Origin of the sequence: Lacinutrix jangbogonensis, from assembly GCF_000797445.1 — a bacterium.
In the GTDB taxonomy this organism is placed as follows: domain Bacteria; phylum Bacteroidota; class Bacteroidia; order Flavobacteriales; family Flavobacteriaceae; genus Lacinutrix; species Lacinutrix jangbogonensis.
On sequence record NZ_JSWF01000033.1, the window covers coordinates 40,372 to 63,377 of the forward strand.

17 protein-coding genes and 1 pseudogene are annotated in these 23,006 nt (G+C 32.1%); 6 read left to right on the forward strand and 12 right to left on the reverse strand.

The genetic code is table 11. The features are described from left to right. Positions 1–35: 35 nt before the first annotated feature. Entirely contained in the window at positions 36–608 is a 573-nt protein-coding gene (locus RH82_RS18885) for a DUF1549 domain-containing protein (RefSeq protein WP_316930939.1), read from the forward strand. 234 nt (positions 609–842) lie between these two features. Here the strand turns inward: RH82_RS18885 and RH82_RS13610 are convergent. Continuing rightward, positions 843–1,733: pseudogene (locus tag RH82_RS13610) on the reverse strand (IS256 family transposase, variant Zn-binding type); the annotation flags it as partial. Positions 1,734–1,893: 160 nt separating this feature from the next. Here RH82_RS13610 and RH82_RS13615 point away from each other — a divergent pair. Further along, entirely contained in the window at positions 1,894–2,196 is a 303-nt protein-coding gene (locus RH82_RS13615) for a hypothetical protein (RefSeq protein WP_034061504.1), read from the forward strand. Positions 2,197–2,243: 47 nt separating this feature from the next. Here RH82_RS13615 and RH82_RS17930 read toward each other — a convergent pair whose 3' ends face one another. The 9 genes from RH82_RS17930 to RH82_RS13660 form a co-directional block, all read right to left on the reverse strand. Beyond that, on the reverse strand, positions 2,244–3,782 hold the full coding sequence (locus tag RH82_RS17930; RefSeq protein WP_052158346.1) for a metallophosphoesterase family protein: 1,539 nt from the start codon (positions 3,780–3,782) through the stop codon (positions 2,244–2,246). A gap of 92 nt (positions 3,783–3,874) precedes the next feature. Then, the gene (locus RH82_RS13625; protein WP_034061505.1) at positions 3,875–5,623 is read right to left on the reverse strand and encodes a hypothetical protein; all 1,749 of its coding nucleotides are present in this window, start codon (positions 5,621–5,623) and stop codon (positions 3,875–3,877) included. Then, positions 5,616–7,832 (reverse strand): hypothetical protein, encoded by a 2,217-nt coding sequence (locus tag RH82_RS13630; RefSeq protein WP_034061506.1) that lies wholly within the window; start codon positions 7,830–7,832, stop codon positions 5,616–5,618. The genes RH82_RS13625 and RH82_RS13630 overlap by 8 nt, the downstream gene beginning before the upstream one ends. Then, a complete protein-coding gene (locus RH82_RS13635; RefSeq protein ID WP_034061507.1) occupies positions 7,829–9,115 on the reverse strand; it encodes a BatA domain-containing protein in 1,287 nt (428 codons plus the stop codon). Before RH82_RS13635 ends, RH82_RS13630 begins: the two co-directional genes overlap by 4 nt. A 1-nt stretch (position 9,116) precedes the next feature. Then, positions 9,117–10,013: a DUF58 domain-containing protein gene (locus RH82_RS13640; protein WP_034061508.1), complete on the reverse strand. Its 897-nt coding sequence runs from the start codon at positions 10,011–10,013 to the stop codon at positions 9,117–9,119. 3 nt (positions 10,014–10,016) lie between these two features. After that, a complete protein-coding gene (locus RH82_RS13645; protein WP_034061509.1) occupies positions 10,017–11,027 on the reverse strand; it encodes an AAA family ATPase in 1,011 nt (336 codons plus the stop codon). A 12-nt stretch (positions 11,028–11,039) separates the two neighbouring features. After that, a complete protein-coding gene (locus tag RH82_RS13650) occupies positions 11,040–11,660 on the reverse strand; it encodes a DUF4159 domain-containing protein (RefSeq protein WP_034061627.1) in 621 nt (206 codons plus the stop codon). 143 nt (positions 11,661–11,803) lie between these two features. Beyond that, a complete protein-coding gene (locus tag RH82_RS13655; RefSeq protein WP_034061511.1) occupies positions 11,804–13,120 on the reverse strand; it encodes a TldD/PmbA family protein in 1,317 nt (438 codons plus the stop codon). 31 nt (positions 13,121–13,151) lie between these two features. Further along, positions 13,152–14,792 (reverse strand): TldD/PmbA family protein, encoded by a 1,641-nt coding sequence (locus RH82_RS13660; protein ID WP_034061512.1) that lies wholly within the window; start codon positions 14,790–14,792, stop codon positions 13,152–13,154. 506 nt (positions 14,793–15,298) lie between these two features. Here RH82_RS13660 and RH82_RS17935 point away from each other — a divergent pair. Together RH82_RS17935 and RH82_RS13670 are read left to right on the forward strand one after the other, a co-directional pair. Then, complete coding sequence (locus tag RH82_RS17935; protein WP_052158347.1) at positions 15,299–15,892, forward strand: helix-turn-helix domain-containing protein; 594 nt, start codon at positions 15,299–15,301, stop codon at positions 15,890–15,892. Between the two features lie 147 nt (positions 15,893–16,039). Continuing rightward, positions 16,040–17,689 (forward strand): serine hydrolase, encoded by a 1,650-nt coding sequence (locus RH82_RS13670; RefSeq protein ID WP_162182458.1) that lies wholly within the window; start codon positions 16,040–16,042, stop codon positions 17,687–17,689. Positions 17,690–17,875: 186 nt separating this feature from the next. On the opposite strand, the gene RH82_RS13675 is transcribed toward RH82_RS13670, so the two are convergent. Both RH82_RS13675 and RH82_RS13680 read right to left on the reverse strand, forming a co-directional pair. After that, a complete protein-coding gene (locus tag RH82_RS13675; protein WP_034061514.1) occupies positions 17,876–18,580 on the reverse strand; it encodes a LytR/AlgR family response regulator transcription factor in 705 nt (234 codons plus the stop codon). Further along, positions 18,573–19,694 carry a sensor histidine kinase gene (locus RH82_RS13680; protein WP_034061515.1) on the reverse strand — a complete coding sequence of 374 codons (1,122 nt, stop codon included), beginning with the start codon at positions 19,692–19,694 and terminating at the stop codon, positions 18,573–18,575. Before RH82_RS13680 ends, RH82_RS13675 begins: the two co-directional genes overlap by 8 nt. 209 nt (positions 19,695–19,903) lie before the next feature. Between RH82_RS13680 and RH82_RS13685 the strand changes: the two genes are divergently transcribed. Together RH82_RS13685 and RH82_RS13690 are read left to right on the forward strand one after the other, a co-directional pair. Next, positions 19,904–21,445, forward strand: a complete 1,542-nt coding sequence (locus RH82_RS13685; protein WP_034061630.1) for a serine hydrolase — start codon at positions 19,904–19,906, stop codon at positions 21,443–21,445. Between the two features lie 670 nt (positions 21,446–22,115). Beyond that, the gene (locus tag RH82_RS13690; RefSeq protein ID WP_034061516.1) at positions 22,116–23,003 is read left to right on the forward strand and encodes an ABC transporter ATP-binding protein; all 888 of its coding nucleotides are present in this window, start codon (positions 22,116–22,118) and stop codon (positions 23,001–23,003) included. Positions 23,004–23,006: the final 3 nt, after the last annotated feature.

Sequence of the window (23,006 nt, forward strand, 5' to 3'; positions counted from 1 at the left end):
AAAGTATGCGAGTTTTGTCTCTAATGAAATAGATAATTCAAAAATTAGAACAGCAAGGACTATCGCTTTCCGAAAACGCAAGTAAAGAGAAGTTAATTAGACGCGTCTTTTTTGATTTATCAGGTTTACCACCAACTCTAGAAGATATCCATAGTTTTCTTAATGATAGTTCTGAAAACGCTTATGAAAAAGTAATAGATAAGCTTCTTAATTCCAGGCAATATGGAGAACATATGACTTCAAGTTGGTTAGATGTAGCAAGATATTCAGATACACATGGTTATCAAGATGATTTAGAACGCACGATGTGGCCTTGGCGCGATTGGGTTATCAGTGCTTTTAATAGAAATATGCCTTATAATGATTTTGTGACTTGGCAATTAGCAGGAGATTTATTACCTGAAGCTACCTTAGAACAAATCCTAGCCACTGGCTTTAATAGAAACCATAAAATCACTCAAGAAGGAGGTGTTATTGACGAAGAATATCGTGTGGAATATGTTTTAGATCGCACAAATACAGTATCCAAATCTTTATTAGGACTGACGATGGAATGTGCGCAGTGCCACGATCATAAGTACGATCCTATTTCTCAAAAAGAGTCGTAATAGACAAAATGGTTGCTAATTTGGTGTAATATTTTCCAAGTGGACAAAATGGTTGCTGATTTTATTCTTAATTCTTTGCTATTGAGGAAACAGAAAATATCATAAATTTTAACCTAATAAAACAGAATTAGATTCTAATAAAAACGAACACGTCTGACACCTATTTTAAGCTAGACAAAAACAACAAGTTATGAAGCCTTTTACTGCTTCTTTTTTATGTCGTTTTAAAGTGTATTATCCTTTTAAAAATTCATTTATAAATTTGATTTTCCTGTTTTTAGTCAAGCTATTATGATTCCTCAATTTGTTTTTTAAATCTGAAGAATGACCATCAATCATATTTGTTGTATTAGGTATATTTTGATCGAAATTATCATACCAAGTAAAGAGCCATTTTATATTTGTGTTTAGACTTCTATAAGCACTTCTGAGTCGTTTATGAGTATAGTAACTTTTTCCTGTTTCGAGGTTTGTAGTGCGCTCATCTAGGAAGCATTCCCATTTTGTAAACCATAATCCTAAGCCTCCAGCAAAAGATTCTTTATCGTTCTGTTTTAACAAGCTTACAAGTGCTTTAATCTCAATTGAAGCAGGCATCTTAGGGTTTTTAGTTATGTATGGTCGTATGGTTGCAACCTGATGAAACTGACAAAGCTGTACAGGTAAATTCTTAAACAATCCTAGAAGTCCCTTTCTTCCATCACAGACAATTGCAACTATAATATAGCCTCTTGATATGAGGTGATTAACACCTTCTAAGTAAAGTGTATTAGTTTCTGAACGGACATAATACCAAATTAGATTTTCTTTGGTGTAAGCGTCCTTAAATAACATCAAACCAAAGCTTCTACCCCAATAGGTTGTATCCATTAAAACTACAATTTTCCTCGGAATGCGCTCTGGAATTGTAACCTTGTATAAATCCATTTTTCGCTGGATAGTTCTCTTAGAACATCCGTGCTTTCTAGCAAGTTGCTGGTAAGTCTGTTTTCCTTTAGTATAGTCTTCCCAAATGATAGCAGGAATGACTTGTTTTCCTCCTGTAAAAAACGTGCCGCAGGATAAACATTTGTAGCGTTGTTTTTCATTTCTAATCCCATATTTTTTGGTTAGGGAACTCTTACAATAAACACATTTTTTTTATTCAAAGCCTTTGATTTACTACAAACCTAATCAATATAAGGGCTAACAAGATTATCAGCAACCATTTTGTCTATTACATCCTAATTTTACAGAAGCCGATGATCAAATTACTTATGGCACCAATGCACAAACCACGTTTGGTATGCCAACGGATATTTTAGGGATGTGGTCTGGAGATGTTAATGGAGATAGCGTTATACAATACTCAGGTACAAATCCAGATACGCCAAGTATCTTATCGCATGTAATAAACGCTGCTGGAAACTTTTTAAACGTCCCAACCTATAGCGCTTTAGGATATAATGATAATGATATGAACGGAAGTACACAATACAGCGGCACAGCGCCAGATACGCCATTTATTTCACAAAATGTACTGTCCCATTCTGGAAACTTTTTAAATTTCAGTACCTATGCTATAGAAGAACAATTACCAGAAAATTAAAGACATAAAACAATTATTATGAAAAGAATTATCCAATTCTAACTATTCTATTTAAAAGATTCGGTTATAAGATTTTCAGTTGCTTCTGGAATTAATGTCAATGTAGGCGCAACAGGCGCAGCATCTTTGTGAATCCAAACTGGAAATTCATAGTACTTCACTTCGGGCGCGTTCACATTTGAAAAGTTAATCACTGCGCAAGCGTGGTTAAACCAATCATGACTTTTTTCAAGCCATTTTACTGGAGTTGTGCCTACCTTAATGAGAGGTTTTTTATAGCGGACATTACAGTCTGTAGTATGCCTTTTATAAGGGGCTTCTCCTGTGAATTCTTCAAAACCACTGCTACCTACTAGACGTCCTTTAGATAATTTATGAGCTCCATCTTGATAGATTCCAAGGGAGTGTTCGTGTCCCCAGAACCAAGCTGGAATCTTATGGAAATAATGCTTAAAATATCCATATAAATTATCATTCAAATAGGGGCTTCCTCCATTTGTTTTTTCATTTATCAAAGCATTGACTGAGAACAACTGGTGGTGAGAAAGAAGAATTGTGTTACCAGGAAAATTTTTTAATTTGTCTTTATGCCATGTCACTTCAGATTCTTGTAGCTTGGGACCAATGGTTGGCATAGGCGTAGGAAGTGAATTATATCCTGTGTCCATTCCAAGAAATTGCCATTTTTCATCTTCAGACCTCAAACAAAAGTAGCTAGCGTCTTGATAAGTAGTTGCAGGAAGACCTGCTTTATTATTTACATCTAAAACATGTTTGTAAAAACCTTGCCCTCCAGACATGTATTCGTGATTGCCAGGAAGAGAAAAAAGAGGCACGCTCTTGCCCACTTTTTTAAATACGTTTAGAAACACATCTAGTATTTCAGTTTTACACTCATGCTCCGTTCCGGAATAATAGACATCTCCAACATGAATAATACAATCAGGGTTTATTGTGGTCATGATGTTTTCTAACATAGCCACAGCATCTGGAAGACCCGTACCATAATCTCCTACGATTACAACTTTGGCATTCTCAGGTAATTTGTAATCTATTAATCCATAATTAATATCATTTTTTCCTTCGATCTTCCAATCATTATACTGTTGATGTTTTGTACTACCACAAAACCCATGATTGATATAATAGTTAATGATCGATATTGCCCAGAATTCATAGGTAAAATCGCTAAAGGGAAAACCTAATATGGATAATGGAACTTGCTTCTTAACTTGGTCAATAGTTTTCTTCTTTTCTTCTTTACAGTTGTTCTTCAGTTTATTAGATGCTTGTAAAAAGAACTCCTGCGACAAAAAGGATTGAATATTTGCATCGTTATCAAGGTCTTTTGGCAGCCTAGCTTCTATTGACGCTTTATCTAATGGATCAATTAGTATATCCTTGTTATACGCATTGACATGGAGATTAGTACCCAACATCATAGTGTGAAATTTTACTTTAGCGTCATTATAGTTGATAAGAGAATCCTCTTTGAGAGCTAAATCGTGGATTGTTTTTTGCACCGCTGATTGCCAATTAGAATGAGCGATACTACTGCTACGAATAAAAGGTTTTGAAGGAATCATGATTTTGTTCTTTATTTGTGCGTAACGTTTGGGATACAGTTTGTTACTTGGTTGAGCAACTAATTTAGCAAATAAAAACTGAATAGAAAATATTACAATTTAGGTTCCAGCCATAAATATCCAGCACATAAAATGAAAATAACAAAAAACCATAAAGGATTGACTAATTTTAAAGTACTTCTTGGGGATGTTTTAGAGCTAGAGATTGTATTAAAATTATTTTTATTTGCTTTTATCGTATTAAAATTGGTGGCAGCTTTCCATTGTAAACTATCTGTCACATAATACTGGAATATTTCTGAGCTATTTTGACTAACACGTTGTTGTTTCCATCCAGTTTTTCTAGGATAAACTCTTCCTTTCCATAAACTTTTTACATTAAGATCTCTTTGTAAAGGAATGGAAAAACCTTCATTAGATTCAACTATTGGATTTGGAATAGTCGTTCTCAATTCAAATTCAAAAGGCTGATTTATATAAGCGAGGTTATGACTTGAACTCCATTGAACTGAAGGCGTTTTTGGTTTGCTTATTTTTTCGATAATCTTTGACCATAAAGCGTGATACGTTTTGGGATGCCCATTTAATATAAGTTCAAAGGTGTTTCGAAATACACTAGTGCCAACTCTTCCCGAACCAACACGCTGATAAGCCGACCAAATTTTAGAGCCAGAACGGTGAATTGGCTGAAGTGAAAATTCATCTTTAAATTGATAAAAATATTTCTTTAAATTTTGTTTTGGAAAAGCACTCAGGTTCGCTTCTTTACTTTTTTCAGTTTCAAATTTGAATGAAGATATTAATTTTTTATTTCTAAAATAATTAACATCTGGCTGTATTAAAATGCCCATGCCTAATTCTCTTACTACAGTTCTTAAAGTGGTTAGTTGTCGTTTAGAAAATGCTTTTAAAGATCTTGTGTCGATGATTAATAAGTCGAAAATTTCTAATTTTTCTTCTGTAATATTAATGATAGGTTTGCTAGTCATATTAAAATACTCATACTTATAACGTGCTGTTGTGAGTTGGTTTTTAACAACAACTTGATGACCAGTTTCAGCTAAATAATTTTTTAAATATTTAGATTCAAATGTTGGAGATCCGTTAAGCATCAAAATTTTTAAAGGACTTTTGTCAACGATGGTTAGTGGTAAAAGAGCTGTGGATAGTACTGCGTCAAGACTGTCTTTTTCTACCAAATGATAATTAAAATTCCCACTGACGTTCAAATCCGTTGAAACCTCAAATGATTGAAACTTCTCATCAGTAAGTATCAAAGAATCTAGAGTTTTACCGCCTGGTCCTTCTAATAGTAATCTGTTGCTTTTGGTTGGGTTTTTATAAGTGCCATTAAATTGCAAACGATTCCCTTTGGTTTGATAATAATCATAGTTTAATTGAGTCACTCCTTTTAGTTCTTTTCCACCTAAATAGAGTGTTGGAATAGCTTCTAATTGCCAATGATCAAAGCGTCTAATTCCATGTCCAAGTATAAAAAGAGAGGAAGGAATATTGTCAATGTCAAAAATTTCTTCACCAATTTTATATTGATAAACGTCAAGTTTTGGATCTGTTTTTTTGAGACTATCTAATTGTGTTTGTTTGAATCCTTCAGTTAATAGTACTGCAATTTGGGTCTCTGTTTTTACTTGTGTTTGTGGCTGTAAAGCAATAAGTACAAGTGATGAAATGGCTAAAAATGAAATCCCTAAATGAATAAAAAATATTGAACTCCCATAGAGAGCTCTTTCTTTCCAAGCAAAAACAAGCCAAAGACAAAGCGCTATAACTAAAATAGGCCAAATCCAATTTAAATGTGCAAAAGTGAAATTATCAATCATTAGTTTCAAGTGTTTGGATTAATAATTGTGTCATTTCATCTTTGGATTGCCATGTTGTGTTAGGTGTTTCTTTTGGTTTAGGAATTGCTAAAATTAAGGCTTTCTGAACTTCTGTATAAAGAGCGTTCTCACTTTTTCTACCTTCTGAAATTGACTTTAGTTGTTGTAATGCTTTTAAGTATTTTCCAGGAAATTCAATCGCTAGAGTTGCGAATTCATTTCCGGCTTTCTCAAATAATAAACGATCTTTCGCTTCAATATTTTCTCCCATTCTTTTTAACGTTTCAAGTCTTACAATTGATTTTCGCATAAATGGAAACCTTAATTCTGGTGCTAAATTTTCGCTTTTTCTATAGCTTGAGACTTCATCAAGTTTTCCCGATAATCTCTTGTCTTCCTTAATTGGAGGCGGATCAAAACCGATGCGATGGACATAGATTCGAGCACTATTTTTAATATCTTGAATCAATTTCAAAGCTCTATATTGATATGGTAGTGACTTTTCAGGTTTATAGAGTCTCAAATACAACTCTGCATCCCACATTTCATTTAAGGCTTTTCGCAATTTCACTTTTAAAGACTCTGTAAATAACGTTGCTGCTTCAGGATTGTCATGATTGTGTATAAATGCATCTAAAGGGTTTTTAGCATTCTCTTTTTTAGTTTGATCTGGTACTAAATTATGTTCGTTTTCAGAATCATGTTCATGTGTAAAGCCTGCTAAAGGATCTTCTGAATCATGTTCTTGTTGATTTGATTCATCCTCATCATGATACTCATTGCCCTCTTCCATTTCAGATTCCTCACCCATAAAGGTCCCATATTTTAGGCGTAAGGTTTTTTGGTCAAATCCTAGTTCATTACTTTCAAATTTAAATTTGTTTACAGCTATTTTTTTTCTCTTTTTAATTAGTTTTTTAGTGTCAATGATAAGCTGTCGTTGACTCCTGAAATAATCAGGCATGCGATCAACTCCCATATTTCCGGTAACACTAAATTCATATGATGTCGTGTCTTTGATGACCACGAAATACGTTTCACTGCGCGAAACATTTGGATGTGGTCTTTTTAAGTCAGAAGTTTTAATATAAAAATAGAGCTCATCTCCAGGTTCCATTTTCATATCGTCTAAATTTATTTTTTTGGATAAGTTTAACTTTTTAGAGCCTTTTATTACGAGAGCATCAAAGGATAATTGTTCCTCTCTAAACTTTACAGATTCACCAGATCCTTTGCTCACAGTAGCAATAATTTGAGCATCAGCTATACCGTAATCATCTGTAATCAACGCATTGAATGTAACAGATTTATCCTGGTTAAAATCAAAAGAAGTAAAGGGATCAATACCTATTAGTTTAATTTCAGGAGCCTCATCTTTAATGACTTCAATACTATACAAATCTGAAGTGTAAGCGTTTCCCTGAAGATCTTTAAATTTGAAATTATAAAAGCCAGAATATTTTAAAACGGTGCTATTCGTATAAGAATCATTTTTAAGCGTCATAGGATAGTTTGCTCCTGTGCTTTGTAATAAAACACTATCTACTTCATAATCAAATTGTAAATTCCAACGAATGTACGAGCCTTCAACGGCTTTAATATTCATACGATCGCTACTATAGGCCTTCGTATTAATGTAAGGTGGATAGGTTACGCTAATTGATTGCTTTGTAATTTTTGGTTTAGATGCTATCGTTTCAATGCTGTCATACGTATGGAACTCCATTAAATTTTGTTCAGTCTTAAGTAGAGTAGGTGTTTTAAAATAATCAATCGCATTAAACTGGTTTAGTAAGAAACCCAAAACTATCATTGCTAAACCAATACAGATTCCCTGAATTGCATGGTTGGGAGGAGTCGTACCTTTTATAACTTTATCAAGTGTTCTTTCAATCTTTAATTGCTGTAATTTTGCTAAATTGGATACCTCATTGCTCGGTTGTAATAAAAGGCCAGTGCTATACTCTAAAACTTCATATTTGGTGTCCAAAAAACGACTAGTAGCACTTAATGTAGGTTTCCAAGGTTTAATAATTATAGCACTTAGAATTCCAACAAGAATGAATGTTAATAATGAAATAAGAATGTGATAACTAATAAAGTAGATTAGCACAGCAGCTCCAATGGCATAAGATAGCGCTTCGATAAGCAATAACAATTGCCAACGCTTTTTAAACTGAATTATATGATGTCTATGGTTCTGCTTCATTGAGATCTATAATAGGATATTATTCTTTCAGAGATTAATAATAAAATGAATAAGGCCCATAGCCATTTTGTAATACTTAGACTATCAATTTTTGGTTGTTCTATTTTTTGATTGCTATAGACTGGAATCATAGCTTCTTTCTCCAAGACTCTAATGTCATGCAGGTTTATTTGTTTCTCCAGGTCTGGGTTAAGTGCTAATAATGGAATTAATTGTTCTGGTAAATGGTCTTTCTCAATATTTTCTGCATCCAAAAACTTAGTGAGATGATAGATTCCTTGAACGTTGCTTTCCTCAATTAATTGGTTTGCAAATGGATTCGGTTTAAACAAAACAACTTTTCCATTGGTGTTTAGTACAGGCTTATTACTAAACCAAATTACTATATCGAATACATTAGAGTCCGTTTGGTCTATTTTATTGGTTTTAACAAGATCAATTTTATGGTTGAGATACTTAGAAATGACTTTGAATCCTGCTTCAAAATATTTAGCTTCAGATAAATAATCAGCATCGTAAAACAACAAAATTTGACTCGCTTTTTTTGTATTAATAGCGGTCCAATTATTCAGATAGAAAATACTGTCTTTTGAAGTATTCCATTTAATTTTGGGGTTATTTAACTGCAATACTTCTTTGCTAAAGGATACGTGTTTATCACTTGCATTCATAACTAATAATTCCAATTGTTCATCCAATTGATTCACTTCCAAAAGGTGTTTACTGGTTTTATCGATAGCAATAGGTATCCATTCTATAGGTTTAGTTGTTTCTGGTCTAATACCTTTAAAACCTGATTGATATGCGCTTGTGAAAACGATGATACTATCAGATTTAAGAGATTGCATTTCCTTGGTCATTTGCCAATAATTAGGGATTTTAGAATCAAATGTATTATTCGCTTCTAAATCAATTTCTGGAAAACCATTTTGAAGCAACCTAATTGAAACATCCTTTGAAATAGTGTCGAGTACTGATTTGAATTCTTTGTTTTGAAGTAAAGAAGATTCAACAATATAGGTGATTGGAACATTATCAGCGTTCTTTTTAATATGGACATTAGACAGTATAAGAACAAGAATACTTATTAAAAACAGCCTTAATACTAGCAGCCAAAATTCATTTAGTTTGATACTACTGCTTTGTTTTGTGTCTGCGGTTTTGAGTAATTTAATACTTCCGATTTTAATTGTTTTACCCTCTTTTTTACTCCATAAATGAATTGCTATCGGGACTGCTAGTCCCAATAATGCCCATAGATATGTAGGATTTAAAAAGAACATATTAAACTAGTTTATTGCGTTTCTTTAAAAATAATTCTATCGTTTCCCCTATATTTTCATCTAAACGCATTAAGTGATAACTGATGCCGTTTGCCAGCAACATATCTTTTGTGTTTTTCATCATCATATTTAAAGATGTCAAGTATTTCTTTTTAGCATCAGTAGCATTTAATTTTACCTTCGCTCCGGTTTCCAAGTCTTCAAAAGTTAGATTTCCATTATAATTGAATTCTAATTCATTTTTACCCATAACATGTAACACTACAACTTCATTTCGTAAGGTTTTAAGTTGTTTTATAAATGCCGTTAATTCATTTTGTTCTTCATACATATCAGTGATAAAAAAAATCAATTCTTTATGTGTGCGATCATGTAATTTTCTTGAATCCTTAGGATTCTTTGGCCAAGATCCTTCATTTTCAATATTAAGGAGTTCTAACAAAAGACGATTGAAATGTTGTTTCTGAACTTTAGGATACAAACTGTGTAAATGATGCTCATTTAAAGCAAATAGTCCTAGGGCATCGCCTTGATTTTGACATAAATAGGCAAGAGATGCTACCAAGACTCTCACATGATCCATTTTGGAAAGTTCATCTTCTTTATGTAACATAGATTTACTCGAATCCAAAATAAACTTGACAGCAATGTTTGTTTCAATTTCAGATTGTTTGATATAATATCTGCCAGATCTCGCGAGCATTTTCCAATCGAGTAATCTCAAATCGTCACCGGGTTCGTAACTGCGAAATTGACTAAATTCCATTCCTGGTCCAACACGTCGGCTATGATTTAATCCAGACATATATCCATCAACAATGACCTTGGCAATTAATGACAATCCGGAGATGCTTTTAACAATATCTGGTTTTAGTAACTGTTGATAATCTGATTTCAATGGTTAAGATTTTTTAATAGAAGGCATAATAGTTTTGAGTAGTTGTTTAGTCACGCAATCGGAATTGATATTTTCAGCTTCTGCTCTGAAATTTACGATAATCCTATGTCTTAAAACTGGCAATGCAACATGGTTGATGTCTTCTAATGTTACAGACAATCGACCTTGTAGAAGTGCTCTAGCTTTTGCAGTAAGTATCATGGCTTGTCCAGCTCTAGGTCCTGCTCCCCAACTCACCCATTCTTTAACATAGTCATTTGTGGTTGTTTCTGGTCGCGTTGCGCGAACAACTTTACTTACAAAACGTATTAAATCGTCGCTAATAGGAACTTCCCGAACTAAGTATTGTAATCTTAAAATATCGTCTCCACTAATAACCTGTTGTAATGTTTCCTTTTTAACACCAGTTGTATTTTTTAAAATATTGGTTTCATCGGTTTCATTTGGATACCCAATTTTAATATAAAACAAAAAGCGATCTAGTTGAGCTTCTGGAAGCGGAAAGGTTCCGGATTGTTCTATTGGATTTTGTGTTGCTAAAATAAAAAAGGGCCTGTCAAGAGTATAAGTAGTTCCAGAATAGGTGACTTCAAATTCTTGCATAGCCTCTAATAATGCCGCTTGTGTTTTTGGAGGTGTTCTATTAATTTCATCTGCTAAAACGATATTAGCGAAAATGGGACCTTTGTTAAACTTGAAAAACTTCTTTCCTGTACTGTGATCTTCTTCGAGAATTTCTGTACCAATAATATCTGATGGCATCAAATCTGGTGTGAATTGAATTCTTTTAAATTGTAAATCAATACATTCTGACAAGGTTCTAATCATTAAGGTCTTTGCTAGGCCAGGAACACCTTCAAGTAGTGCGTGGCCTCCTGCAAGAAAAGTGATAAGCAATTGCTCAACAGTGTCCTCTTGACCAATTATAACTTTGCCAATTTCTTTTTTTAAACTGTCAAGTTTCTGAGTTAAATAGTTAACCTCTTCTTCAATATTTGCTAAAACTTTATCCATCTGCTATTTATTTTATGAAGTCAATGCATACATAATAATGTTCACTCCAAATCTTGTGTTATCTATTTTATACCAACGTTTATTCCTGAAATCATAATCCCATTCACATCCATAATCTTTATTGCTGTATAACACTCCAACTCTTCCATTTATTTCGATTGCTTTTAAATAATCATGCACAATATCATCTCCCCATCCATTAAGTTCTTGTGTAGTGGTTGGAGGTCCATTTTTAAATTCGAAAAAGACATTATAAATTTCATGATTATTAGGGATTTTTTTTAAAGCTTGAGGTCCAAATATAGCTTCCATTTGCCGTTCAAATGATTTGGCAAATAATCCATCAATATCATGATTGCAATCGTCTACAAACACAAAACCACCATTGTTAATATATTTTTTAAAATTGGCTCTTTCTTTTTTAGTGAATTGCACCAATTTATGACCTGACAAATAACAAAATGGGCTCTTGAATATGTCATCACTACTTAAGGGTATTATTTTTTCTTGAGTATCCACTTCTAAGGTTGTGTACTCTACTAAAGAATACAAGAGGTTTGAGGGCATTCTTTGATCTACATCCCAATCTCCAGATTCATATTGTAATCTTGTAAAAAAAAACTTGTTATTTATTGCCATTAATTAAGTGTACCAAACGCATTTATTATAATTGAATTTATAATATTAGATGTGTTTTAAAAGCTCTAATATAAATAAAAAAAAAACTGATTGAAATGAAGAAATCAAAACAATCAGTTTTTATGTGTTACTGTTTTTTAAACAGCATCAGATAAGCTGGTAAACGTAAATTCTCTAATTTTCATATACGGAATTAAAAAACCATCAATTCTAACCTGTTTGCCAAGTGTTTCAAGATTATTTAACATGATTATTGGACTCTCATTGAATCTGAAATTTTTAACAGGATGTTTAATTTTTCCATTTTCAATATAAAAAGTACCATCTCTAGTAAGTCCTGTAAATAATAAAGTTTGTGGATCTACACCTCTTATGTACCAAAGTCTAGTAACCAAGATCCCTTTTTTTGTGCTTTTAATAAGCTCTTCTAATGAAGCGTCTCCACCTTCCATAATTACATTAGATGGGTATGGAATTGGTTCAACTCCTTTTTCTTTTGCCCAAAAACGATCATAGGCTAAGTTTTTTACTACACCATTTTCAATCCATTTCATTTTTTTTAATGGTTCTCCTTGACCATTAAATGTTGCACTAGGAACTTCTGGATGTAATGGATCAGAATATACGTTAATACGTTCATCTATAATTTTCTCTCCTATTTTAGTACCACCACCTTCTTTAGACATGAAACTTCTACCTTCATCAGCTCTACGCGCATCAACAGAATAAAATAGACGAGTTAACAGTCCTATAGAAGCTGCTGGCTCTAAGATAACAGTGTATTTACCGGGTTCTATAGCTTTAGCTTCTTTAGATAGTATAGCCTTACTAATAGCTACATTAGAAGCTTCTGTTGCATCAAATTTTGAAGCATCATTAAAATCTCTTGTTACCCAACCAGAACCTGTACCATCATTTGTTCGCATGGTAACAGTAAATTCTAGATTAGTTGATTTATTATAAGCAAAAAGGCCATTTGAATTCATCAAGGCATTAAAGCTTGCAGAGTCATTAAAAAAACCAGCTGCAGTAACATCTTTAGGTCCTGCAGGTTTAATACTGCTTTCTGCTACTTTTGTTCTGAATTCTGGTGTGATATTGGCAGTCTCTTCGTTAAAAGTATTTGAAACGTCATATTTTTGCGGTCCTAAAGGTGCCATAAACTCCGGATTCTCAGGTGAAAGTTTTGCCAATTCCTCTGATCTTTTTACAACTTTTTCAAGAGATGCATCATCAAATTCATCAATAGTTGAAATTCCAGATCTCAGTCCAAAATTAGATTGTACTACTAACGTTTGATTAGATCTTTGTCCAGAAGTGGATACCGTATTTCGTGCATAGCGAATGTTGCCACTATTACTACCATCTAAAGTTATTTCGCAAGCATCAGCAGTGGAGAAGCTGAGTGCTTTTTCTAGTATTTTACGTGCTTGCTCTTTTGTATATATTGCCATAGTTTTGATTTGTTTGTAGAACTAAAAATGTTTAAATAGATCGTCCTGTGTTGATTACTTTTACTCCATTAAATCGAGTCGTTGAACTACCGTGAGATACTGCGCTAATTTGAGAAGGTTGCCCTTTTCCATCGAAAAAAGATCCCATAAATCGGTAATCATCTTTGTCACAAATTTTCGCACAAGAATTCCAAAATTCTTGAGTATTCGATTGATAGGCTACATCTTCTAACATTCCAACTATTTTGCCATCTTTTATTTCATAAAATAGAGTGCCTCCAAATTGGAAGTTGTAACGTTGTTGATCTATAGAGAAAGAACCTCTTCCTGCAATATAAATTCCTTTTTTAACATCTTTAATCATCTCATCGACTGAATATTTTTCAGTTCCTGCTTCTAAAGACACATTTGGCATTCTTTGAAATTGAACATCATTCCAGCTTTGAGCATAGCAACAACCATGAGATTCATTTTGACCAATCATATGCACTTGGTCTCTAATGGCTTGAAAATTTGTTAAAATTCCTTTTCGTACTAAATCCCATTTCTTGGTTTTTACACCTTCATCATCATAACCAACATTACCTAAAGAATTAGGATGTGTTTTATCTGCTACGAGATTAACAATATCACTTCCGTATTTGAAGTTTTTTGAATTTAATTTTTCGAGTGTAGCAAAACTTGTTCCAGCATAATTTGCTTCATAGCCAAGTACACGATCCAATTCTAACGGATGTCCTACAGATTCATGAATAGTAAGTCCTAAATGGTTAGGCTCTAACACAAGATCATATTTGCCAGCATCTACAGATTTAGCAGTTAATTTTTCTTTAGCTTGTTTTGCAGCAGCAGTTGCATCTTCTACCATATCATAACTGTTTCTGTATAATTGTATCCCTCCAGGACCAGCAATTTTTTCAGAATCAAGTCCGTCCAAATATTCATAACCCATTCCCATAGGAGCACTAAGTGCTTGACGCGATTTAAATTTATTAGTCTTTTTATCTATAGCTGTAACATCAAATGTTGGCCAGATTCTATGAATATCTTGATCAATATACGAGCCTTCTGTAGACGCGAAATATTTCTGCTCATTCACCATAAATAATCCTGAATTAATATAATCTGCTCCATTATTCATAGCTGCCGCATTTGCAGTCAACAATAAATCTACCTTTTCTGAAACAGGTACGTCTTTAAAGTCTTTGACAATGGGTGTCTTCCAACTTGTTTCACCATACGCTGCCACTGGAGCCAATTTAACTGGGTCTTTTTGAATTCTTGAATTTGCTTTTGCAATAGCAACTGCTTGCAGTGTTGCTATTTTAATGCCATCTTCTGTTACCGTATTTGTGGATGCAAATCCCCAAGTGCCACTAACAATCACACGAATTCCAATCCCAAAAGATTCTGTGTTCACTACGTTTTGAACTTTGTCCTCACGTGTAAAAACATATTGGTTTAAATAACGTCCAATTCTTGCATCTGCATAGGTTGCTCCAGCAGATTTAGCTGTGTTTAAAGCAACATCAGCCATGTTTTTCTTAATTAAAACATCCATGCCCGGATTAAGAAGTGCCTCTGCGGAAATATTATTTCCTAACAGAATTGAGGGCATCATTATTGCCCCAGTTCCAAGTCCGGCGTATTGAATAAATTGTCTTCTTTTCATAAAGAGGTATGTTATTTGGTTATTAATTAATAGGATTTTCAATCTTTATTTGAGGAAAGAATTAAGATTGATCTATTTATTAGTGTTTAAAAAAATGGTTTCCTAATTTTTTTAAACACTGTAAGTTAAAAAATATTCTACCAAATCACAACATTTTCTTCTTATTGCCATATTTTGGAATTGCGTTAAAATTCTAATTCAATTTTAACTGTAGATAAATCTTACAATGCTATTTAACGGTTCTAGGAATTTGAAAACAATGTATTTTCTTATGCTTTATTACACTTCTTAGGATTGTTTGTAAAATTAATAACGTGGTAGTTTTACTAGTAAACATAAATTTCTTGAGAAATCCTAAACGCCGTGTTTTATGCGTGTTTCATTAAACATATTTCTCGATTAGCTTTCAGTATACAAGTATCTTAAACCTTTATATAAAGCAATTAAAGGAACTGTCTTGAATTATTATATATTGCAGTTTAAATTAACAAAGGATAAATTCATTTATGCAAAATGAAAACCCAAGTTTAGGGAGTATTATTAATGATTCGCGTAAGAAATTAGGATTATCACAAGAGGCGTTAGCTGAAAAGGCTAATGTATCTTTAAGCACCATTCAACGTATAGAAAAAGGAACCGTTAAACCTAGATCTTTTACGATAAAAGTTTTGGCCGAAACATTAGGATTAGATGTTTCAGAATTGTTAGTAGACTTTGTAGAAAAAGAAACACCTAAAACGTCTTTTTCTGCTTTAAAACAGATGAATCTATATACGCTGTTATTGGTTTTTATTCCATTCATTAACCTAGTCATTCCATTTCTTTTTTGGAACAGGAATAAGCAAATTCATCCTAAAGATACTAAAGCGGGCAAAATTGTAAGCTTTCAATTATTATGGAGTATAGCTACTGTTATAGGAATGAGTATTACTCTTTTTTTATCTAACCTAATAATAGGAAAAGCAGGTGATGGACTTTTTGTAAGTATTATTTTTTATCTCTTAGCGGTGTTATTTAATATTTATATAATAGTTAAAACGTCTTCTCAACTTGATACTGAGGATGAATGTATACTCTCCTTTATCCCTAACTTGTTTTAAATTTTTATTTTAAATGTCTGATAATCAGATGTCTCATTTCTAATGCCCTACAAATGAAGTAAGAATGCTATACTTCTGACACTATCAAATATAATTCTTCTTTCTAATTTTGCTGCTTCAATCAAAAATCAACTTATAATGAAAAACATGAAGAAAGGTATATTAAGAATGCGTTTAATTAGTGTATCGATACTAATAATTTGGGGAGCTTTTGTTGCTTTTAAACCAGAACCAAAAACCATTGGTGATTTAATGGAGAGCTATGAAGATCCGGGATTAAAAATTAAAATTAGAAGTCCGTTTAGTGGAACAGTATTAGTTGCTAAAAAAGGAGAAATAATTTTTGAAGAAGCTTATGGAGAATCCGATAGAGTAAATAAAACACCAATTACAATTGATACTAAATTTGGCATTGGTTCTATAACCAAGCAATTTACTGCCATGCTAATCATGCAATTGGTAGAAGAAAACACAATAAAACTGCAAGATACTATTGGTACGTACCTTCCATATTTACCAAAAGAAAAAGCAAACCATATTACTATTCATCAACTATTATCACACACTTCAGGATTATCGCACTACAACTCATTACAAGATATAGGTGTGAGTTTGAATGATTTCGGAAACACAAAATATTCTCCAAAAGCATTAGCAGAAGTAATAGGTAGAACCTATTTAGTTAATAAACCAGGAACGACCTACTATTATAGCAGTTTTGGCTATGACCTTTTGGGAGCTATTTTAGAAGAAGTTTCAGGAAAAACGTTTTCTGAATTATTAAACGCATCTATTATTAAGCCTTTGGGATTAAAAAACACAGGGTTTGGAACCAATGAATACAATTCGATTAATTTAGCAAAAGGCTATAGTTATCGAGAGGTTTATGGATGGGATTGGTGGACTTCAGAACATGGTGGTAAAACTATTGAAGTACCTTTTAGAGATCAATCAACAGCTTATGCTGCTGGAGGTATGCATTCAACGGTTAAAGATTTATTTATTTGGAGTGAAGCCGTAAAGTCAAATACCTTATTATCTCCAGAATTAACCACAATAATGCTCACCCCAAATATGAAAGGACATTGCTATGGTTGGGTAAGAAACTGGGACGATATTATTGAGAAAAACACCAAGGTACGACTATATGGACACGGAGGCGCATTATCTGGAAACAGTGCGTTTATTGCTCTATATGATGATGAAACAACAATCATTTATTTGTCAAACAGAAGTAATTTAAAAGCCGAAGAGATTTTACACCAAATACATTTACGAGCTAATAATTTAACAGATGAATACAAATTAAAAGGGTATCCAAACAGAAGTTCATATAAGAGGTTTAAAGAATCAGGAGGAATGAGTGCTTTGCAAGATTATTTCAATACACTTTCAGAATATAGTGGTTATAAAGTGAATCCATCTAACAGTACAATGAGAGGAGTTATGAAAATTCATTTAGAAGCTGGGGAAATTGAAGTTGCAGATAGTTTAAAAACAGTGTTTTTTAATTCTTATAATCCAGATGAAAGAACACTTAACGAATTTGGATATGATTTTTTAAATTCGGATACTCCTAAATATGCTTTAGAATTTTTTAAAGAAAATACTATAAAATTTCCAAATTCTTCAAATGCCTGGGATAGTTTAGGAGAAGCATATCTAACTTATAAGAGTTACCAAGAAGCCTTAGAGTGCTATAAAAATGCTGTTTCGTTAGGTGAAGAAGTGGCGCATAGATCATTAAAAAATTATAAAGAAAATCTTAAAAAAGTACAAGACAAGTTAAAAGGGTAAGATTAAACTTGAACTCATCTATTTTGTTTAAAGGTCACTTTGCACTGTTTTGTGTATCATTTTTTGTGATAAAACGTACGAGGGAAGTTTAACATGGAATTGAGTTACCCAAAAGTAGATTTATTTATGATTTACCATTTTTTGTACTATTAAAGAGTGTGAATAAAAGCAGTGTTAACAAGTTGTTTAACTGTTAAACAACTTGTTAACGTTACTCTTATAGGTTTGACCAATCGGGACTTTATGTTTGTTAATTAGAATACGATTTCCTTCAATAAATTTTATTTTATTTATAGCAACTACAAAAGATTTATGTACCCTTAAAAAATTATCTCCGTTTAAAATAGCTTCATAATGAGATATTTTTTCATGACTTATAATCATTTCATCTTTTAGAAATAGTTTGGTGTAATTACCGTAAGCTTCAATATATAACAAGTCGACCAAATCAATTTGGTGGTGTTTTTTATCACCTTTAACAAAGAATCGAGTAGTAGCTTCGTTGGAATTAGAAACTTCTTTAATAACTGTTTTTGTGGCTTGGGTATCTGATACTTTATTAACAGCTTTTACCAAACGATTAAAACTAAAAGGTTTTAAAATATAATCGATAACATTCAATTCAAAACCTTCTAAAGCGTGCTCTTTATAAGCAGTAGTAATAATAGTTTTTGGTGGTTTAGTTAAGGTCTTTAAAAAATCTAGACCTCTTAATTTTGGCATGTTTATATCTAGAAACATAAAATCTACAGTGTTTTCATTTAAATACTGCATAGCCTCCATAGCATTATAACAATTTTTTTCTAATTGCACGTGTGGCAACATACTACAAAATTCTTCTATAATTTCATGTGCTAAAGGTTCGTCATCAATAATTATAAATTTAAGCATGTTTCGCGATTTTTAAAGTTGTTTTATAGGTGTTAATAGTCTTGTCAATATTTAATTCATGCCTATTTTTATATAATAAAGAGAGTCTTTTTTCAAGGTTTTTCAATCCTATTCCATTGGATTCCCTTACTTCTTTTAGATCAAAATTATTCTCAATATCAAAATGGATATAATCTGCATCTTCATATAAATTCATATGAATAAAAGCGTTTTCAGTAAGGGTTTCGATACCGTGTTTAAAAGCATTCTCTAAAAGTATAATATACAATAAAGGCGCAATAGTTAAACTAGAATCTATATCATGATTAAAAGTGATTTCAACAGTTTTCTTATAACGTATTTTGTGTAACTCAATATAATTATTAAGGTATTCAATTTCATCTTGGATCTGAACCTTTTCTTTTTCTCCTTCGTAAATAGTATAACGCATCATATCTGATAATTTCAAAATTACCTCTGGTGCTTGTTTTGAGTTTTTAATTGTTAAGGCATATAAGTTATTTAACGTATTAAAGAAGAAATGAGGATTTATTTGTGCTTTCAATAATGATAATTCAGTTTTAGATTTTTCTGCTTTTAAATTTTGTAACCATTTCCATTGTTCAAATGTCCAAAGCCCTAATAGTAAAGGGATTGGTAATAGGAATATAAAAAACGGAATATCTTTTTTGATTTTTAGGTAGGCTTCTAAATCACCTGAAAATAGGCGCAGATATAAAAAGTATAACAGTAGAGACCCGTATATTAAAGCTATTAATCTCCAATACTTTTTTAAAAATTTAGGAACCAGTAAATATGCAAAACCAAACCAGAATACTATTAATAGAATGAATGTAATTGGGTTGTCTGGTACTTTCATACTTGCGTCGATAAACAAGGCTATAAAAATGAACAGAAATAAGCTTATTACTTTAATTACTGTTTTCTTATTCTTTTTGAAATGATGAATTGGTAAAGCAATTACCAATCCCCAAAAAATAATATAAAAAATAATTTCGTAAGTTCTTTCTTTTGGAATAATAATTAAACCCATATAATCTAATAAATAGAATATTGGTATAATAATAATGAACCCAAATATAAATGCTTTGTATTTTTTTAAAAACTGAATCATACTTCAAAATTAACATTGTTATGGCATTTTCACAACATTATTGATATACACTATTAAAATCACTACAAACATTATTTTTTTTTAGTTAAACCGCTGTTTGGTTAATTTAATGTTACATGTACCCTAATTATTCTTTAGTATATCATTTATTATTTTAAGACTTAAACCGTGATCGTTTATTTGCTTCATAATCATTTAAACATATAATCATGAGAAAAATAATTAATACCACATTACTAATGCTTTGTTTAGGAAATGCAATCGCACAAAACAAGAATGCTTCAATTCTAGAAAAAATAGAAGTAATAGATAAAGAGCTTAATACTGTTATAGAAAAAAGTAAAGCAGCAGGTTTTGCAATTGCTATTGTAAAAGGAAAAGAAGTAATATATGCTAAAGGATTTGGTTATCGTGACCTTGAGAATAAATTACCCGTAACAACAAATACGGTATTTGCTATTGGTTCTACTACCAAAGCTTTTACAGCTTCACTTTTAGGAATTCTAGAAGGCGAAGGTAAAGTAGATTTTGATGAATCTCCAAGAACATATATCCCTGAATTAATCTTTTATAATTCTGAAATGAATACACAAATAACAGTTAAAGATTTAATAACACATCGCACTGGATTGCCACGTCATGATGGTTCTTGGAGATACTTTGGAGCAGATACAAAGAAAGAATATATCACTCGAATAGCATTTCAAGAACCTATTGCGCCTGTACGAACAAAATGGAGATACAATAACATGATGTATATGGTTCAAGGTGCTATTGTAGAGCGTTTAACTGAAAAAACTTGGAAAGAAAGCATTGAACAAAATTTCTTCAAACCACTAGAAATGACAAATTCAAACACAAGTATTAACGCATTAAAAAACAATAATCAAGCGGCAATTGGCTATTATATTGAAGACGGCGTTAATACAATAATCGATTACTATGATATAGGAGCTATGGAGCCAGCAGGAGCTATAAATAGTTCGGTTACTGATATGTCTAACTGGATGATTGCTTGGTTAAATAAAGGAAAATACAATGACAAACAAGTATTACCAAATGCTTATGTTAAAGCAGCAATGAGTTCACAAATGATTGTTACTGGGAAGTTACCTAAAAAATCTGATGCAGGAACGTTTATGAATAATTATGGCTACGGATGGTTTGTAAAGTCTTATAAAGGGCATTATCGTTTAGATCACGGTGGTAATATTGAGGGATTCACGGCTGATATTTCTTTATTTCCTACGGATAATTTGGGCATTATAATTTTAACAAACCAAAACAGATCAGCAATCCCTCAAGTTCTTAGAAATATAGTTGCAGATATAATATTAGACACTCCTGAAACGATGAACTGGATGGGATATTTAGAAGGGTATGTTAAAAACCAAACAAAAGTACTAGAAGTTGAACCAATCGTGTCTACAGAAAAATCTGTTCATGTGTTAAATGAATATACAGGGAGTTATATCCATAAAGGGTATGGGACTTTTGATGTAGTTGTTGAAAACGATTCTTTGTTTGCTAAATTTCCTTTAAAGACGTTATGGTTAAATCCTATTCACCCTAATGTGTTTGAGACTTTCAATTTTATTGATAATAAAGTTTACGCAAAATATCAAGACGAGAGTATCAATTTTATGACAAATTTTGAAGGTGAGATTACTGGTTTAAAAATGGAGTTAGAACGTCGATTAGATCCTATTGAATTTAAAAGAGTACCATTGAAAATAGAGCTAATGGATTAAGCTAAGATGTAATATGTCAAGGTTTTGAATTTAATTTCACTATTGAAAACTGCACCTCGTTTACAATGATAAATGGTACTGTACTAGTACATAAACGAGTGCTAAATTATCCTATTAGCGCAAAACACACAAGAAATAGACTAGGTGTAACAGTGAGTAGTCTATTTCTTTTTTAACAACTTAATCATATTTAAAATCAATCATTTTATGCGATACAAGCAAGAATAATGTAGTACACTATTCAAATTAGTACAAACACTACTATTTTCTGGACGAACGCGATTGATACTATTTTTCACTAAGTATGACTTTAGAAAAATGCCATATATCATATTAATTATAAAGAGCTATCTATCTCTTTTATGTTTGTATCAAATTAATATTAAAACCAAAACTATGAGGACTTTAAACAACAATCAAATCACAAACAGATTAAGCACAACCAATAGCTTTAAATGGAATGCTAAAAGACGTTTTAAATAAAAAACAAACAGCTATTAAAACATTAATTTAAAAACAAACAGATTACTAAAAATCAAAATTATGAGAACTTTAAGCAACATTAGAATTACAAACAGATTAAGCGCAACTCATAGCGCTACATGGAACGCTAAAAGACGTTTTAAATAAAAAATAGTACAATTAAACATCAATTTAAAATCAAACAGAAATGAACACATTACAAATAAATAACCTTACAAAAACCTATCCGAACGGCGTAAAAGCACTAAACGGAATCAATCTTGAAATAACAAACGGTATGTTTGGTTTGTTAGGTTCTAATGGCGCAGGAAAATCATCATTAATGCGCACCATAGCTTCTTTACAAGAGCCTTCTTTGGGAAGTATTTCCTTTAATGGAATAGATGTGGTAAAACAACCTCAAGAGATTAGAAATCAGTTGGGGTATTTACCACAAGAATTTGGCGTGTACCCAAAAATATCTGCAGAGAAATTATTGAATCACTTAGCCGTTTTAAAAGGAATATTAAATAAAAAGGATTGTAAAGAACAAGTTACAGCATTGTTACAGCAAGTAAACCTATATCAACATAGAAAAAAAGCGGTATATACTTTTTCTGGCGGCATGCGTCAACGCTTTGGTATTGCACAGGCATTATTGGGAAATCCACAATTAATAATTGTAGACGAGCCTACAGCTGGTTTAGATCCAGAAGAGAGCAATCGTTTTTTAAATTTATTAAGTGAAATAGGAGAGAATGTCATTGTTATTCTATCTACTCATATTGTAGAAGATGTTAGAAACCTATGTCCTAAAATGGCAATTCTTTCTAATGGAGAAATCATTTCAGAAGGAAATCCAACAGAATTAGTGGCAAGTATTGATGGGAAAATTTGGACGAAGATTATACCTAAAAAAGACATTGAAATTTATAAGAAAGCCTTTGGTGTTATTTCTACAAAACTAGTGTCTGGAGAAACTCAAATTAGAGTACTCTCTGAACAAAAACCAGAAGTTGGTTTTGAAATGATTGTTCCAAATTTGGAAGATTTTTATTTCGCAACCTTATTTAATCAAACTAATAAAAAAGCCTAAGCT